At 36.6% G+C, this 15,804-nt stretch carries 17 protein-coding genes; 14 read left to right on the top strand and 3 right to left on the bottom strand.

Going from position 1 to position 15,804, the window contains the following annotated elements; translation table 11 throughout:
* The first annotated feature begins 89 nt into the window (after positions 1–89).
* Positions 90–2,702: an alanine--tRNA ligase gene (gene alaS, locus FT993_RS05430; RefSeq protein ID WP_147861531.1), complete on the top strand. Its 2,613-nt coding sequence runs from the start codon at positions 90–92 to the stop codon at positions 2,700–2,702.
* Positions 2,703–2,732: 30 nt separating this feature from the next.
* The gene (locus FT993_RS05425; RefSeq protein WP_147861530.1) at positions 2,733–3,689 is read left to right on the top strand and encodes a GSCFA domain-containing protein; all 957 of its coding nucleotides are present in this window, start codon (positions 2,733–2,735) and stop codon (positions 3,687–3,689) included.
* Here the strand turns inward: FT993_RS05425 and FT993_RS05420 are convergent.
* Positions 3,679–3,990 carry a rhodanese-like domain-containing protein gene (locus FT993_RS05420; protein ID WP_147861529.1) on the bottom strand — a complete coding sequence of 104 codons (312 nt, stop codon included), beginning with the start codon at positions 3,988–3,990 and terminating at the stop codon, positions 3,679–3,681. The two genes, FT993_RS05425 and FT993_RS05420, sit on opposite strands and share 11 nt — an antisense overlap.
* Before the next feature lie 200 nt (positions 3,991–4,190).
* Here FT993_RS05420 and FT993_RS05415 point away from each other — a divergent pair, with 200 nt between their 5' ends.
* Complete coding sequence (locus FT993_RS05415; protein ID WP_147861528.1) at positions 4,191–4,799, top strand: DUF4230 domain-containing protein; 609 nt, start codon at positions 4,191–4,193, stop codon at positions 4,797–4,799.
* Here the strand turns inward: FT993_RS05415 and FT993_RS05410 are convergent.
* Complete coding sequence (locus tag FT993_RS05410) at positions 4,796–6,538, bottom strand: aromatic amino acid hydroxylase (RefSeq protein WP_147861527.1); 1,743 nt, start codon at positions 6,536–6,538, stop codon at positions 4,796–4,798. The two genes, FT993_RS05415 and FT993_RS05410, sit on opposite strands and share 4 nt — an antisense overlap.
* Before the next feature lie 138 nt (positions 6,539–6,676).
* On the opposite strand from FT993_RS05410, the gene FT993_RS05405 reads away from it, so the two are divergent.
* The 11 genes from FT993_RS05405 to FT993_RS05355 all read left to right on the top strand — a co-directional run bounded on the left by FT993_RS05405 (position 6,677) and on the right by FT993_RS05355 (position 15,362).
* Complete coding sequence (locus tag FT993_RS05405; RefSeq protein ID WP_147861526.1) at positions 6,677–7,246, top strand: TetR/AcrR family transcriptional regulator; 570 nt, start codon at positions 6,677–6,679, stop codon at positions 7,244–7,246.
* A gap of 93 nt (positions 7,247–7,339) precedes the next feature.
* A complete protein-coding gene (locus FT993_RS05400) occupies positions 7,340–8,413 on the top strand; it encodes a 2Fe-2S iron-sulfur cluster-binding protein (RefSeq protein WP_147861525.1) in 1,074 nt (357 codons plus the stop codon).
* Between the two features lie 74 nt (positions 8,414–8,487).
* Positions 8,488–9,444 (top strand): 1,2-phenylacetyl-CoA epoxidase subunit PaaA, encoded by a 957-nt coding sequence (paaA, locus tag FT993_RS05395; protein WP_147861524.1) that lies wholly within the window; start codon positions 8,488–8,490, stop codon positions 9,442–9,444.
* A 157-nt stretch (positions 9,445–9,601) separates the two neighbouring features.
* Positions 9,602–9,904, top strand: coding sequence for a 1,2-phenylacetyl-CoA epoxidase subunit PaaB (gene paaB, locus FT993_RS05390; protein WP_147861523.1), 303 nt, complete (start codon positions 9,602–9,604; stop codon positions 9,902–9,904).
* A gap of 61 nt (positions 9,905–9,965) precedes the next feature.
* Positions 9,966–10,745, top strand: a complete 780-nt coding sequence (paaC, locus tag FT993_RS05385; protein ID WP_147861522.1) for a 1,2-phenylacetyl-CoA epoxidase subunit PaaC — start codon at positions 9,966–9,968, stop codon at positions 10,743–10,745.
* Positions 10,746–10,790: 45 nt separating this feature from the next.
* Positions 10,791–11,291, top strand: coding sequence for a 1,2-phenylacetyl-CoA epoxidase subunit PaaD (gene paaD / locus FT993_RS05380; RefSeq protein ID WP_147861521.1), 501 nt, complete (start codon positions 10,791–10,793; stop codon positions 11,289–11,291).
* A gap of 151 nt (positions 11,292–11,442) precedes the next feature.
* Positions 11,443–12,225 carry an enoyl-CoA hydratase-related protein gene (locus tag FT993_RS05375; RefSeq protein WP_147861520.1) on the top strand — a complete coding sequence of 261 codons (783 nt, stop codon included), beginning with the start codon at positions 11,443–11,445 and terminating at the stop codon, positions 12,223–12,225.
* Positions 12,226–12,259: 34 nt separating this feature from the next.
* The gene (locus FT993_RS05370) at positions 12,260–13,432 is read left to right on the top strand and encodes a 3-hydroxyacyl-CoA dehydrogenase NAD-binding domain-containing protein (protein ID WP_147861519.1); all 1,173 of its coding nucleotides are present in this window, start codon (positions 12,260–12,262) and stop codon (positions 13,430–13,432) included.
* A gap of 12 nt (positions 13,433–13,444) precedes the next feature.
* Positions 13,445–13,873, top strand: coding sequence for a hypothetical protein (locus FT993_RS05365; protein WP_147861518.1), 429 nt, complete (start codon positions 13,445–13,447; stop codon positions 13,871–13,873).
* Positions 13,874–13,881: 8 nt separating this feature from the next.
* Entirely contained in the window at positions 13,882–14,304 is a 423-nt protein-coding gene (locus FT993_RS05360) for a hotdog fold thioesterase (protein WP_147861517.1), read from the top strand.
* A gap of 191 nt (positions 14,305–14,495) precedes the next feature.
* Positions 14,496–15,362: a neutral zinc metallopeptidase gene (locus FT993_RS05355; protein WP_147861516.1), complete on the top strand. Its 867-nt coding sequence runs from the start codon at positions 14,496–14,498 to the stop codon at positions 15,360–15,362.
* Here FT993_RS05355 and FT993_RS05350 read toward each other — a convergent pair.
* A partial coding sequence (locus FT993_RS05350; RefSeq protein ID WP_147861515.1) for a T9SS type B sorting domain-containing protein occupies positions 15,346–15,804 on the bottom strand: 459 nt, incomplete at its 5' end. The two genes, FT993_RS05355 and FT993_RS05350, sit on opposite strands and share 17 nt — an antisense overlap.

Raw genomic sequence — 15,804 nt, 5'->3', positions numbered from 1 at the left:
GTGTTGATATGTTCAACCTTAATAACGAACAAAGATAAACATTGTTTCAAAAGTACGCTAATAATTATAAGTCAAGAGCCGCAAAGCCTATGAAATCAAAAGAAATACGCAGTAGATTTTTAAACTTTTTTAAATCGAAAAATCACGAGATTGTGCCCTCTGCACCTATGGTGATGAAAGATGATCCTACCTTGATGTTCACCAATGCGGGGATGAACCAATTTAAAGAGTATTTTCTGGGTAACGCCACGGCCAAGTATACGAGAATAGCTGATACGCAAAAATGCCTGCGAGTAAGTGGTAAACACAATGATTTAGAAGAAGTAGGTAAAGATACTTACCACCATACTATGTTTGAGATGTTAGGTAACTGGAGTATTGGTGATTATTTTAAAGAAGATGCAATTGCTTGGGCTTGGGAATTTTTAACCGTTGAATTGAAAATAGCACCAGAGAATTTATATGTAACTGTTTTTGAGGGCGATGAGGAGGATCAAATCCAAAAAGATAATGAGGCCTTTAACTTATGGAAAAAACATATTGCTGAAGAGCGTATTTTGTTAGGCAATAAAAAAGATAATTTTTGGGAAATGGGAGAGCAAGGGCCTTGTGGCCCAGCCTCTGAAATTCACGTCGATATCAGATCGGAGGAGGAAAAAGCGAAAGTTCTTGGTAAAGACTTAGTGAATCAAGATCACCCTCAAGTAGTTGAAATTTGGAACTTGGTTTTTATACAGTACAACCGAATGGCTAATGGAAGCCTTAAAGAATTGCCCGCAAAGCATATTGATACAGGAATGGGGTTTGAGCGCTTGGCGATGGTTATGCAAGGCAAACAGTCTAACTATGACACGGATGTATTTATGCCTATTATTCACGAAATTGAAACCATTACCGGTGCAACCTATCAAAAAACAGAACAGACAGATATTGCCATAAGAGTAATTGCAGATCATGTTCGAGCGGTTAGTTTTGCTATAGCCGATGGACAATTACCTAGCAATAATGGTGCAGGTTATGTAATACGAAGAATTTTAAGAAGGGCTATTCGTTACGGATTTACCTTCTTAAATACCAAAGAAGCTTTTATCTATAAATTGGTAGCCGTGATAAGCAACCAAATGGGAGATACTTTCCCAGAAATTAAAAAGCAACAGCATTTGTGTGAAAATGTGATTAAAGAGGAAGAGAATTCTTTCTTAAAAACCTTAGATCAAGGCTTGAATTTGTTAGAAAGTATAATCAATAATGCGCAGTCAAAAGAGATTTCGGGTAAGAAAGCATTTGAATTGTACGATACTTATGGTTTCCCTATAGATTTAACGGCTCTAATTTTGGAAGAAAAAGGGTTAAGCCTTAATTATAGTGAATTTGAGAGCGAGTTGAGCAAACAAAAAGAACGTTCGCGCTCCGCTGCTCAAAGTACAGCTGGTGATTGGGTAATACTTAGGCAAGATGATGAGGAGGAATTTATTGGTTATGACTACTTAGAAACACAAGTTAAATTAACCCGTTACCGCCAAGTTGAAAGTAAAAAAGACGGAAAATTATTTCAATTGGTTTTTAATTTAACTCCATTTTATCCAGAAGGAGGAGGTCAAGTTGGTGATAAAGGTTACCTTGAAGAGCCAAATGGAAACCTTACTTATATAATTGATACTAAAAAAGAGAATAACTTAATTATTCATATCTCTAAGCACTTACCGCAAGATCTGCATGCTACCTTTACTGCTACGGTAAATAATCAACATAGATTAAATGCAGCTGCTAACCATAGTGCAACACATTTATTGCATCAAGCATTAAAAAATGTATTAGGTGAGCACGTAGAGCAAAAAGGATCTTTGGTACACCCTGCTTATTTAAGATTTGATTTCTCTCATTTTAGTAAAGTAAGTCACGAGCAATTAGAAGAGATTCAACAGTTTGTTAATGCGCGTATTTACGAAGAACTCGATTTAGTTGAAGGTAGAAATGTACCCTTTGCTCAAGCGGTTGAGCAAGGAGCTACGGCGTTATTTGGTGAAAAGTATGGAGATACGGTGCGAACAATTCAATTTGGTAATTCTTTTGAACTTTGCGGAGGTACTCACGTTTCAAATACAAGTCAAATTTGGCATTTCAAAATAGTATCAGAATCAGCGGTTGCTGCTGGGGTTAGACGAATTGAAGCCATTACTCTAGATGCGGCAAAAGACTTTTTGAACGAGCAAAGCAATCAATTTAACGCTTTAAAGCAATTGGTGAAAAACAGCAAAGAACCTTTAAAAGCTGTTGAAAACCTTCAAAATGAGAATGCCCAACTTAAAAAGGAGATTGAGCAGCTTAAAAAGGAGAAAGCAGCAGCAGCAAAAACAAACCTAAAAGCCGCTCTGCAACAAGTAAATGGTATTAATTTTTTAGCTACTACTGTAAATTTAGATGCTGCGGCGATGAAAGATTTATCTTTTCAACTGGCAGGAGAAGTTGAACAATTGTTTTTAGTGCTTGGATCTAAACAGAATGGTAAAGCCTTATTGTCTATTTATATCGATAAAAAATTAGCCGAAGAAAAAGAGCTAAATGCCGGAAAGATTATTCGAGACTTGGGTAAGTTTATACAAGGAGGTGGTGGTGGTCAAGCCTTTTTTGCTACCGCTGGGGGTAAAAACCCATCAGGTTTAGCAGAGGCATTATCCGCTGCAAAAACTTACATAGATTAGCCGTGAGTATTGTCGATAAAATATAATGCCATGAAATTACAGACCCCTATCAGTATTTTAGCGCAGCAACCAAAAATTGACTATGGCTCTAAAATACTGCTTTTGGGTTCGTGTTTTTCCGAAAATATAGGGCTTCAGTTTGATCGTTTTAAGTTTCAAAACCTTCAAAATCCCTTAGGTATTTTATTTCATCCTTTTGGTATTGAAAAATTACTCTTACGGGCCACACAAAACAATTTATTTACCGCGCAAGATGTTTTTTGTTATAATGAAGCTTGGCACTGCTTTGAGGCGCATAGTAGATTGAAAAGTACGCAATCACAAGATGACTTGTTGTTAAAATTAAACTTGGCACTTAGGGACACACAAGATTATTTGCAAAACTCCACTCACATTGTGATTACCTTAGGTACGGCCTATATTTACCGCCATCTTGAGAGCGATAAATATGTGGCCAATTGTCATAAAGTGCCCCAAAAGCACTTCGCAAAATCTTGTGTTAAAGCTGATGCTATTTTAGTTAGTCTCAAACGCATAATGAATTATTGCACTGCCATCCGTAAAGATGTAAAAGTAATATTTACCGTTTCGCCAGTAAGACATATGAAAGACGGTTTGGTTGAAAATAATTACAGTAAAGCTCAATTGATAACAGCCATACACGATTTGCTGCCAACCTGGCCGCAGGCCTCGTATTTTCCCTCTTATGAAATTATGCTAGATGAATTGAGAGACTACCGCTTTTACGCAAAAGACATGCTTCATCCATCGTCACTAGCTATAGAATATATTTGGGAGAATTTTATGCAAACCTGGATAAATCCTAATGCGTTTGAGACCATGAAAAAAGTAGATTCAGTACAAAAAAGACTTGAGCATAAAGCTTTTAACCCTCAAAGTAAACAGCATCAAAACTTTTTACAAAAACTTAAACAAGACATTGAGGCTTTGAAAAACCAATATGGTTTTATGCGGTTTACGGATTGAGTAGTGTATATAATTTATGCCAATTGCCACCATTTATACATTCAATGCCTTTGCTTTTTAAAATCCCTGCCGCACTCCCAGAGCGCATACCGCTAGCACAACACGTAATAATCGGTTTGTTGTAATTTTTGATCTTTTGAATATTTTGACCGATTTGCTGTAGCGGAATATTTTTCGATCCTGGAATGGCACCATTTGCATATTCGCCTGCCGAGCGAACATCAATAATTATAGCGCCACGTGATTTAAAGTCTTGAATCATTTTACTTTTGTTGCCCAATAATAAATTTAAAATACCCATTTTTTTTGTCAAAGTAAAGCAATGTTTCTTTTTATACAGGTAACTTAAGTTACTTAACCTTTATCTTTGTTTAAATCTTAGAATTTTATCCAGGATTAATAAATTTAGACGATTTACGATTATTGATCAGCAATAGTAATTCATGATTACAAATAAGATTAATTAAGACCTAAATTTGTATTTTAGAACCAAAATTGTCTATGAGAAAATTTATATTGGGATTTTTATTTAGTGGTATTTTGTTTCTAGGGTTTTGGTATTATAAAACTCAAAAAGACCAAAAATTAGAGCTGTTACAAACTAGTCAACTGCTTGAAAAGCAAATAAAAAATGTAAGTAAGCTTATAGTTACCGAGGGCAGCTATGCTCAGATTTATACTTATGAATCGAGTAAAGACGTTTTTTTAGGTGTAGAGGCGCGTAAAAAAGCGTTAGTAGCGGTCAACGCCAAAGCTACAGTAAGCTATGACTTGAACCAACTTTCTTATGAAGTAAACCCCAAATCGCAAGTGTTGCGAATAACCCGTATACCAGAACCTGAATTAAGTATTTATCCCGATTTTGATTATTATGATATATCTGCAGATTATCTTAATAAATTTGAGGCAAAAGATTACAACACCATAAAAAAACGTATAACCCGTAAACTGCAAAATGAAATTGAAGCGTCAAGCCTAATGAGTAACGCAGATGAGCGATTAATTAACGAGTTGCAAAAGATTTTTGTATTAACACAAAGTCTAGGTTGGACTTTAGAATACTACAAACAGCCCGTACAATCGGCTAGAGAACTAGAGATACTTTTTTAAATCAAGTCCATGCCATCTTCAATAAGATGTTTAATTTCCGGACGTTTTACCTTCAATTCATTTAAAGCATCAAGAGCATGGTTTTTTAAGACGTTATTCTTAAATTGCTTAGCAAGCTCATAAATTTCTAAAGTTAGCAACCAATCTAAAGGGTAATCTTGTTTTAGCTTTTCTAAAATAAGCAATAGCTGCACTTGTTCTTCTCCTGTCTCTCTTATATTTCTTACTTTTTGGTATAATTGCTCTAGCTCTATTTGCGCTATAGATTTTTTAAAACCTTTTGGTGAAGTAGAGAGTTCGTGAATTGTTGCCTCAAAAGAATAGGGGTCTGCTGCTCCAGCAAAAGCAGAAACAATCTTTTTTCCAACGGCCAAATAAAAGTCGCCGTCTTTTGGAGCAAATAAAATTTCATCTCCATAAGTGACGGTGCAATCTGTAAATTGAATTAGTATAAGTTCACCTTTTAAATTTCTAATACCCGTAACATTAAGTCCTTCAACAACGATTCCACTTTCAAAAGTAAATTCAATTCGTTTATTGTCGTAAAAATTGTAGGCTTTTAAATCACGCGGTCCCATATTTTCTATAGATAAATTAATACCTTTTAATTTACCAATAGGAGATCTAAAGCCATTGTGGTGAGTGTTAATGCCGTGACCTATTAATTCTTTATCGCGATTGGCTAGAGCTGTAGGGCCTTTGGTTTCAAAATATACAACTTCGTTTTCTTCATTTTTTATCATTCGGGTAAAGGTTCCTGAAACTTGAATTCCGGTACTCAATTCAATTGTTCCAATTGATTTTGAGTCAATTAGACGTTGTAGGCCTCTGTGGCCTCCTTTTCTCAATGCCATACCATCAGCAAATTCTTCTAAAACCTCGGCCAAATAGGCGAAATCTGGCGTAACATAAAGTTGTGGTTGAGGTTTTGTAATGTCAAAATCTTGCTTGGCGGCTTCAATAGAATAGGGTATTTTTTTTACTTCGGGTTGCATACAACTTTTGCTTTCTCCAATAGAAGACAGAAGTCCGGCTCCGTAAATTTTAGGGTCATCTAGGCTTCCCACTAGGCCATATTCAACAGTCCACCAATGCAGGTTTCTTATTTTTGCAATTTCAGAAGGCTCTACTTTTTTCTTTTGTAGTTGTTCTACTTTATTTTCGGCTTCTTTTATCGCTTCCGCGGAAGCGTAATCACTTTCTTTTAAAATAGATAAGTCGCGTACCGCATGGTACATTTCCATATCGTGTGCAGAAGCAATGGCCTTGCTACCTATAGCTCCAAAACGTCTTAAATATTCTGCGTAATCGGGGCTCGCAATAATTGGGGCGTGTCCTGCACCTTCGTGGATAATATCTGGAGCGGGAGTGTATTCAATATTTTCTAATTGTCGTATCTCTGAAGCGATAACCAACACCTTGTAAGCCTGAAACTCCATAAAAGCATTGGGAGGTATAAAACCATCAACGGCAACAGCCGCCCAACCAATATCTTTTAAAATACGATTCATGCCATACATACTAGGAATTTCATCTATAGAGATTCCTGTCTTCTTCAATCCGTCTAGATAAGAAGAATGGGCTACTTTACTTAAATAATCAACATTTTTTCGCATAACATAGCGCCATACCGCTTGGTTAATTGGAGTGTAAGATTCATAATTTTGTGGTTTTATGAATTGTTTTAAGTGAGGAGGTAAGGCCTCAATTAAGGGGTTACTTTGGTACGTATCGGCCATCGTGCTATACTTGATTTATCTACAAAGATACTTCTCTGTTGAAGCAAACAAATTTTAAAAGTATAAATTTGTGTTTCCAAAATTAAAATAAATTATTGTTCGATAAGAATTCGAGCCAATTGAGATGCATAAAAAGATATGTCAATTACTAGAAAGCAGGAGATAATTAATACGGCGGCCTTGTTGTTTAAAGAAAAAGGCTTTAATGCTGTTTCAATGCGTGATTTAGCACAAGAAATGGGTATTAAGGCAGCTAGTATATATAATCATTTGCCTTCTAAGCAAAGTATATTGGGTGCCATAATTTTTGAAGTAAGCGTTGAATTTACCACTCATATTAATGCAGTTATTGATGACTCTCTGCCAATTTTGCAAAAATTAGAAGCTATAATTACCATGCATATTGATTTGACACTTAAGAAAAGTGAGTTTTTGGCTTGTATGAATAACGATTGGGTACATTTAAATGATGTTGATAAGAAGCAATACATAAAAATGCGAAACGCATACGAAGAGAAATTTAGATCTTTATTACTGCAAGGAATACAAGAAAAGGCGCTTAAACCAATTGATCTAGAAATTATGCTTTTCTCTATTTTATCAACTCTGCGCACTTTTTACTTATGGTACGCCAAGCACCAAATGCTGGATTTTGAAAAAGTAAAAGGGGATTTATGCACCACTTTGCTAACGGGTATTCGTAGTTAAGCTGCTACAAACTAGTGTCTTGTTAAAATAATTAGCGAAATTTGCATACAAAACTAACAATCGTTAGTTTTGTGAGGAAGATTAAACCTAGATATGGCAAAATTTCATAAATTAAAGGTAAAAGACATTTATAAAGAAACTTCAGATTGTAGTGTAGTTACATTTGATGTTCCTGAGGAGTTAAAAACAGAATTTAAATTTAATCAAGGTCAGCATTTGACTTTGAGAAAAAATATATTAGGAGAAGATGTGCGGCGCTCCTACTCGCTTTGTTCTAGCCCTGTTGAACAAGAATGGCGTGTAGCCGTTAAAGAAATACCAACCGGAGTGTTTTCTACCTATGTAAATCAAGAGTTAAAAATTGGCGATGAACTTGAGGTGATGGCGCCTAGCGGTAAATTTGGTGTTTCGGTACAAAAAGAAAAGGCTAAGAATTATTTGTTTTTTGCTGCCGGAAGTGGAATTACTCCAATTTTATCCATGATTAAGTCGCACTTAGCACTAGAACCGAACTCAACGTGTAAATTGTTTTATGTAAACAAAACTGCAAAATCAATTATTTTTAAAGAGGAGTTAGAGCAATTGCGTAATCAATATTTTGGGCGGTTAGAGATTTATTACTTCTTAACACAAGAACGCAGAGATATCGAGTTGTTTAACGGTAGGTTTAACGATGAGAAAATGGAGGTTTTAACACGTACTTTTATAGATATTCCAGACACAAGTGAGGTCTTCTTATGTGGTCCAGAAAGCATGGTGAATTATGTAAGTGATTATTTAATAAAAGCTGGCTTGCCCAAAGAATTAGTTCACTTTGAGCTGTTTGTGAGTGGTCTTTCAGAAGAGGACATCGCACGTGCCAAACGCTTAGCTAAAAGAAATGTAGAGGGAACACAGGTTACCATTGTCGATGGAGGTAAAGAATTTAGTTTTACCATGACACAAGAATATGATAACGTACTCGATGCGGCATTAGGAGCAGGAGCCGATTTACCTTTTGCTTGTAAAGGTGGGGTTTGTAGTACTTGCAAATGCCAAGTTTTAGAGGGAGAGGTTGAAATGAAAATTAATTATGCCTTAGAAGAAAATGAAATTCAACAAAACTTAGTGTTAAGTTGTCAAGCCGTACCCAAGACCAAAAAGGTAAAAGTAGATTTTGACGTATAAACCACCTTTACACAAAACCAATAAAGTTTGTAATTTGTTGCAATAATTACTATCTTCTTAATAAAAAAAGGATTATGAGCGAAAAGGAAATTAAAAATTTAGAGGCTATTTTTGAAGCTAAAATAGCCCGTGATGAAAAGATAGAGCCTAAAGACTGGATGCCAGAGAAGTATAGAAAAACACACATTAGGCAAATGTCTCAACACGCCCACTCAGAAATTGTGGGTATGCTACCCGAAGGAAATTGGATTACAAGAGCTCCTTCGTTAAGAAGAAAAGTGGCCTTGTTGGCCAAAGTACAGGATGAAGCCGGTCACGGATTATACTTATACAGTGCAACCGAAACCTTAGGTATTTCTCGGGAAGAACTTTATGAGCAATTACACTCGGGAAAAGCAAAATATTCGAGCATATTTAATTACCCTACCATCACCTGGGCAGATATAGGAGCTATTGGTTGGCTGGTAGACGGTGCAGCCATTATCAACCAAGTTCCGCTTTGTAGTACCTCCTTTGGTCCTTATGCAAGGGCTATGGTGCGAGTATGTAAAGAAGAAAGTTTTCACCAAAGACAAGGCTACGAGATTATGCTTACATTGGCCAATGGTACACCAGAGCAAAAAGAAATGGCTCAAGATGCATTAAACCGCTGGTGGTGGCCTAGTTTAATGATGTTTGGCCCAACAGACGATATGTCTACCCATACCGAGCAGTCTATGAAGTGGAAATTGAAACGTAAAACAAACGATGCATTGCGCCAGCAGTTTATTGACCAAACTGTGCCACAAGCCAATATCTTAGGTTTGTCTATTCCTGATCCAGATTTAAAATGGAACGAGGAGCGTGGTCATTATGATTTTGGTCCTATAAACTGGGATGAATTTTGGCAAGTAGTAAAGGGCCACGGACCCTGCAACAAAGAGCGCTTGCAGACCCGTGTTGACGCTTGGGAAGAAGGTGAATGGGTACGCGATGCTGCTATGGCTTATGCCGAGAAAAAAGCAGAAAGAAAAGTGAAGCAAGCTGGATAAAATTTATTTGGCCAAGCTTAAAGCGGATTTTTACAGGGTGGTGAAAAAGACACTTTAGTAGAGCAATGTAAAACCCTAGGGGTTAAACTAGTTTTCAAATTAAAGAAACGCAATTTTTTTTCGCCTAATAATAACTTTGATTACATAAATAATAAATATGTCAGAAAGTAAAAACAATAAAAAAAACTGGCCTCTTTGGGAGGTTTTTGTACGCAGTAAAAACGGATTAGAACACCGCCACTTTGGTAGCTTGCACGCAGCCGATGCAGAGATGGCACTTGAAAATGCTAGAGACGTGTATACACGAAGAAATGAAGGTGTAAGCATTTGGGTAGTGGAGTCTAAAAACATTACAGCCTCAAACCCTAAAGACAACGGAGAGTTGTTTGAACCAGCCTCTGATAAAGTTTACAGGCATCCAACTTTTTATGATTTACCAGATGAGGTAAAACACATGTAAACTTTTATAGGTGAAATCCGCGAAAGCTAAATAAAAATCAATTTTTATATAATTGAAAATCATGAGTTTAAAAAAACATGACTTCCGTGAAAACGGAGATAAAATAGATTATTTACTTACCATTGCTGATAACTCATTAATCTTAGGGCAAAGAATGGGAGAGTTAACTGGGCACGGTCCTACTTTAGAGGTAGACATTGCTTGTACCAATATCGCCTTGGATTTATTTGGGCAAGTAAGAAGTTATTTTCAATATGCTGCACAGCTATCAGGAAAGTCGTGCACAGAAGATGATTTAGCTTTTTTAAGAACCGAGCGAGAGTACAAAAATGTACTCTTAGTAGAGCAGCCCAATACTAATTTTGCATATGTGATAGCCAAACAATTTTTATTTGATCATTATCATTTTTTGTTTTTAAACGAACTGCAAAAAAGTAACGACACAACATTAAGCGCTATTGCTAAGAAAAGTATAAAAGAAGTTAGCTACCATAAGCGATTTTCATCTGACTGGGTATTGCGATTAGGTGATGGCACAACAACAAGTAAAGAAAAAATACAGAAGGCTATAAATGATTTATGGCCTTTTACTCAAGAGCTTTTTGAGCCAAATGAAGCCGAAGAAAAAGCTATTGAATTGGGATATGGAGTCGATATTTCAAAACTGCAAGAAGAGTACAAGCGAGCTGTAGAAAAAGTTCTTATAGAGGCGACTCTAGAAGTACCTGTTTTAGAGTTCTATCAGCGTGGGGGTAAAAAAGGAGTGCACTCAGAGCATATGGGTTACTTATTGAGCGATATGCAATATATGCAACGAACTTACCCAGGTATGAAATGGTAACTAATATTTTAATGAGTAATTTTTAGCTAATCAATTGGCGTAGTTTTGCAACAAAAATCAGTTTACATAGATCCAGTTTTAGAGCCTATTTTACGGGAGGTTCCAGATCCCGAAATACCAGTTTTGAGTATTTTAGATTTAGGAATGGTTCGTGAAGCACGGTTGAATGATAAAGCCGTTGCCGTGAAACTTACGCCCACTTATAGCGGTTGCCCTGCTATGGATGTTATTGGCGATGATATTAAAAAAGCGATAGAAGATGCTGGTTATGTTTGTGATGTAGAGTTGGTCTTGGCACCGGCTTGGAGCACAGATTGGATTACCCCAGAGGGGCGTAAAGCCCTAGAAAAATATGGTATCGCTCCGCCTTTAGATGCTTCGGCAGATAAGCGTGCACTCTTAGGAGAAGAAAAATTGGTGAAGTGCCCCCAATGTCAATCTAAGAAAACCCACTTGGTAAGCCAATTTGGATCTACAGCTTGTAAAGCACTTTTTAAATGTGATGATTGCCAAGAGCCTTTTGATTATTTCAAATGCTTGATATAAAACTGACTTTTAATAAATATTAAGCTATTTATTTTTACCTTGTTTTCCAGGTTATTAAAAATTGTCGGCAATTAAAATAAATTTTCACGGTACCCAATCCCAATAGAAATAAGACATAGAGTTAAAGAAAAATTATAAAATAATACCATTAATGAGTCAAACCATTCAAGTAGATATAAAAGACAGAGTAGCTACCATTAGGCTAAATAGACCAGAAGTTTTTAATAGTTTTAATCGAGAAATGGCACTTGCTGTGCAAAAAGAATTAAAAAATCTTGCAACCCATCCAGAGGTTCGCGCTATTGTGTTAACCGGTTCAGGAAGAGCTTTTTGTGCTGGTCAAGATTTAAAAGAGGTGACAGACCCCAGTTTAAATCCTGGTTTCAAAGCTATTTTAGAAGAGCATTACAATCCTATTATTCAACTCATTCGTGAGACGCCAAAACCTGTTTTAGCAGCGGTAAATGGTGTAGCCGCTGGGGCCGGAGCAAATATAGCTTTAGCTTGTGATATTGTGGTGGCCTCAGAACAGGCTGCTTTTATTCAGGCTTTTAGTAAAATAGGCTTAATACCAGATTCAGCTGGTACATTCTTCTTGCCGCGTTTAATTGGCTTTCAAAAAGCTTCTGCATTGGCTATGCTCGGCGATAAAGTAGATGCTCAAGAGGCCGAACGTCTTGGGATGATTTATAAATATTACCCCACCAAAGATTTTGAGGATGAAGTAAATAAACTTGCAGTAAAATTGGGAGACATGCCAACAAAGGCTTTGGCATTAACCAAAGAAGCTTTGAATCACGCATTGGTGAACAACTTAGATGAGCAACTGGCATTAGAATCGCAGTTTCAGATAGAAGCGGCCTCTTCTCAAGACTATACCGAAGGGGTAAGTGCTTTTGTGCAAAAAAGAAAGCCAGAATTCAAAGGAAAATAACCAAATTTTTTAAATCTATCTAAAAGGAGAAAAGATGAAAACAGCTGTAATAGGAGCAGGAACAATGGGTAGCGGAATAGCTCAAGTAGCAGCTACTGCCGGAAACAAGGTACTGCTTTATGATACAAAACCAGAGGCGTTAGAAACGAGTAAAGCCAAACTTGAAAAAGTATTGAATCGGTTAATCGAAAAAAATAGAATCGATGATGCCGAAAAAAAACGTATACAGCAGAATATAACCTATGTAACGCACCTAAGAGATTTAGCTGAGGCTGACTTAACTATTGAAGCCATTGTTGAAAATTTAGAAATCAAACAAAAGGTCTTTCAAGAATTAGAAAGCTATCAGACAGAAAACGCGATTATTGCTACCAATACTTCTTCACTTTCCATTGCATCAATCGCTTCGGCCTTTAAAAATCCTGAACGAGTAATAGGAATACATTTTTTTAATCCGGCTCCACTTATGCCCTTGGTAGAAATTATTCCAGCTGTGCAAACTTCGGCATCAGTAAAAGATGAAGTGGTTAAAATCATTAAAGACTGGCGTAAGGTGGGTGTGTTAGCCAAAGATACACCAGGGTTTATCGTAAACCGGGTCGCAAGACCATTTTATGGAGAAGCGCTCCGGATTTATGAAGAAGGTAAAGCCAACTTACTCGAAATTGACCACGTGATGAAAGAATTGGGTAAGTTTAGAATGGGACCTTTTGAATTGATGGATTTTATAGGTCATGACGTGAACTACACCGTTACCGAAACCGTTTTTAAAGAATTTTACTTTGACCCTAGATACAAACCTTCTTTTACACAAAAAAGACTAGCCGAAGCCGGTTATTTGGGTAGAAAAACAGGAAAAGGTTTTTATACCTATCAAGACGGTAAAGCCTTAGAAACACAAAATAAAAGCATCAACTTAAGTAAAGATATGGCTCATTACGTCTTTAATCGTATATTAGTAATGCTTATTAATGAGGCTGCAGATGCTTTGTTCTTAAATATTGCAACGGCAAAAGACATAGATTTAGCCATGACAAAAGGCGTAAATTATCCCAAAGGGCTACTCGCTTGGGCAAATGAAAAAGGAATAGCTTGGTGTGTAAACCAAATAGATGCATTATACAATGAATATCACGAAGACCGTTATCGTTGCAGTCCACTGTTAAGAAAAATGGCAAAACAAAATGAAAATTTTATAATAACCTAAACAATTAGAGGTATGAAAAGAATCATTAGGAACATTTTGGCAGTTATCATAGGTGCCCTAATTGGCGGTATTACCAATTCTGCGATTATTTATTTAGGTCCGTCACTTATCGAATATCCAGCTGGTGTAGATACTACAACCGTAGAAGGTTTAAAAGCGGCGGCAGATTCTTTAACTGCGAAACACTATGTAATTCCATTCCTAGCTCATGCTTTAGGAACTTTAATAGGTGGTTTTTTTGCTGCCTTATTAGGAGTAAAAAAAGAAGGTTTACTAGCTATAATTGTAGGAAGCTTTTTTCTAATTGGGGGCATTGTGGCTAGTTTTATGATTCCAGCACCAACCTGGTTTATTTTTCTAGATTTACTACTAGCTTATATACCTATGGCTTGGTTGGGTTATAAAATTAAAGTAGCTATCATCAACAACAAAATGGGCTAAAAGATTTTATGGGTAAATCCGATGATAAGGCGAAGCAAATACCTTATAAAATGCTAGAGAACGATGCCTACAGTAAGTGGTTAGGTATCCAAATTCTTGACGTAAAAAAAGGCTACTGCCAATTAAAAATGCAAATCCGTAAAGACATGCTTAACAGCATGAAAAAAGCCCACGGCGGTATAACTTACGCTTTAGCAGACACCGCTTTCGGGTTTGCTTGTAATACGTATGGTAAAAAAGCGGTATCAATAGAGAGTTCTATCAATCATATCGAGGCGCTAGTAGAGGGCGATATTCTCATTGCAGAGTCAGATGTAAAGAGTCAAAAAAATAAGCTCGGCTTCTATATTGTTGAAATAAAAAGAGACAATCAATTAGTGGCCCTTTTTAAAGGAGTTACTTATAAAACAAATGTAGATTGGGAAATATAATATAAGCTTTTGGGCGCGACCCCTTAAAAGAAAGGGGTCGGGCTATACGCTATATTTTTTTTGCAAGAACCTCTTTGTAATTCGTTTAACCAGTAGTAAGCAAAAAAAGATGCCGCTGCTATCCCTCGCGCAAAGAAGATTAACTGTAAATTTTCACTATATTTATTGAAAACAAAAATAAATTTGCTGTTATGAAATGGAAAGGAAGACGCAAAAGTAATAATCTAGAAGATCGTAGAGGTATGAGTGGCAAAGGTAAAATTGCCGCGGGAGGTGGTTTAATTGCAATTATCGTCATACTACTTCAGGTTTTTGGCGGAGAAACTGGTCAAGCTGTCGCACCCGTATTAAATCAACTCAATACCAATAATGCGTCACAACAGGTAGCTGAAAGAGAATTAACCGACCAAGAAAAGGAATTAGGCGATTTCATGGCAACCATTCTTGCCGATACAGAAGATGTGTGGACACAAATTTTTCGTCAAAATAACATAGGTGATTATCAAAAGCCAAAGATGATTTTGTTTAGCGATGCAGTACAAACAAAATGTGGTAATGCAACCGCAGCAACCGGCCCATTTTATTGTCCAGCCGACCAAAATGTGTATATGGATCTCACTTTTTTTAATGAATTATATACTCGTTTTGGAGCAAAAAGAGGTGATTTTGCGATGGCTTATGTCACGGCTCATGAAATTGGTCATCACGTTCAAACGCTTTTAGGAACCTCACAAAATGTTCGTCGGGCACAACAAAATATGAATGCTGTAGAAGCCAATAAACTGTCTGTAGCCCTCGAGTTACAAGCCGATTTTTATGCAGGATTATGGGCGCACTACAATCAGCAATATTTAGAAAAAGGCGACATAGAAGAGGCTTTAAGTGCTGCGCAAGCCGTGGGCGATGACGCTATCCAAAAAAGAGTGCGTGGTTCGGTAAACCCAGACACTTTTACGCACGGCACCTCTAAACAAAGAATGTATTGGTTTCTAAAAGGTTTTCAATCGGGCGATATGAAGCAACATAACACTTTTAAAGCGCTTAACGCTTTAAAGTAATGTTTAATTTTAATATATATTTTGATTTTAAAAACACTTTAATCCAGTAATCATTACTCGGCATAGGTTTTCCATTATAATTGCCATCCCAAATTCTATTACTGGTATTAGATTGATGTAAAAGTTTACCATATCGATCAAAAATCAATACATAATCCATTTCGTTTTTAGGATCTTTAAAACGTAAAACATCGTTGATACCATCTGAATTCGGTGTGAAAAAATTAGGTATAACTAATTCATTTTTATCAATAGGCGGTTCAGTAGTTACACTTTCCGTAGTAAAACTTTCTTCTGCGCAAGTACTAGCATTTCCTGCCGAATTGTAGGGTATTATACTCACGTAAATTGTGGTGTTGCTTGGTAGCGGATTTGCAGGAGTAAAACTAGTTACATTCCCCACATCTTGATTATTGAGAATAGAAGTTCCACCAGGGTTTGT

Source organism: Mesonia sp. HuA40 (assembly GCF_008017835.1).
Taxonomy (GTDB): domain Bacteria; phylum Bacteroidota; class Bacteroidia; order Flavobacteriales; family Flavobacteriaceae; genus Mesonia.
This window is presented reverse-complemented; position numbering and strand designations above follow the sequence as displayed.

Bases quoted from the DNA above. Each gene is read 5' to 3' on its own strand.
- alaS (WP_147861531.1), top strand. From the start codon at position 90: ATGAAATCAAAAGAAATACGCAGTAGATTTTTAAACTTTTTTAAATCG.
- FT993_RS05425 (WP_147861530.1), top strand. From the start codon at position 2,733: ATGAAATTACAGACCCCTATCAGTATTTTAGCGCAGCAACCAAAAATT.
- FT993_RS05420 (WP_147861529.1), bottom strand. From the start codon at position 3,990: ATGGGTATTTTAAATTTATTATTGGGCAACAAAAGTAAAATGATTCAA.
- FT993_RS05415 (WP_147861528.1), top strand. From the start codon at position 4,191: ATGAGAAAATTTATATTGGGATTTTTATTTAGTGGTATTTTGTTTCTA.
- FT993_RS05410 (WP_147861527.1), bottom strand. From the start codon at position 6,538: ATGGCCGATACGTACCAAAGTAACCCCTTAATTGAGGCCTTACCTCCT.
- FT993_RS05405 (WP_147861526.1), top strand. From the start codon at position 6,677: ATGTCAATTACTAGAAAGCAGGAGATAATTAATACGGCGGCCTTGTTG.
- FT993_RS05400 (WP_147861525.1), top strand. From the start codon at position 7,340: ATGGCAAAATTTCATAAATTAAAGGTAAAAGACATTTATAAAGAAACT.
- paaA (WP_147861524.1), top strand. From the start codon at position 8,488: ATGAGCGAAAAGGAAATTAAAAATTTAGAGGCTATTTTTGAAGCTAAA.
- paaB (WP_147861523.1), top strand. From the start codon at position 9,602: ATGTCAGAAAGTAAAAACAATAAAAAAAACTGGCCTCTTTGGGAGGTT.
- paaC (WP_147861522.1), top strand. From the start codon at position 9,966: ATGAGTTTAAAAAAACATGACTTCCGTGAAAACGGAGATAAAATAGAT.
- FT993_RS05375 (WP_147861520.1), top strand. From the start codon at position 11,443: ATGAGTCAAACCATTCAAGTAGATATAAAAGACAGAGTAGCTACCATT.
- FT993_RS05370 (WP_147861519.1), top strand. From the start codon at position 12,260: ATGAAAACAGCTGTAATAGGAGCAGGAACAATGGGTAGCGGAATAGCT.
- FT993_RS05365 (WP_147861518.1), top strand. From the start codon at position 13,445: ATGAAAAGAATCATTAGGAACATTTTGGCAGTTATCATAGGTGCCCTA.
- FT993_RS05360 (WP_147861517.1), top strand. From the start codon at position 13,882: ATGGGTAAATCCGATGATAAGGCGAAGCAAATACCTTATAAAATGCTA.
- FT993_RS05355 (WP_147861516.1), top strand. From the start codon at position 14,496: ATGAAATGGAAAGGAAGACGCAAAAGTAATAATCTAGAAGATCGTAGA.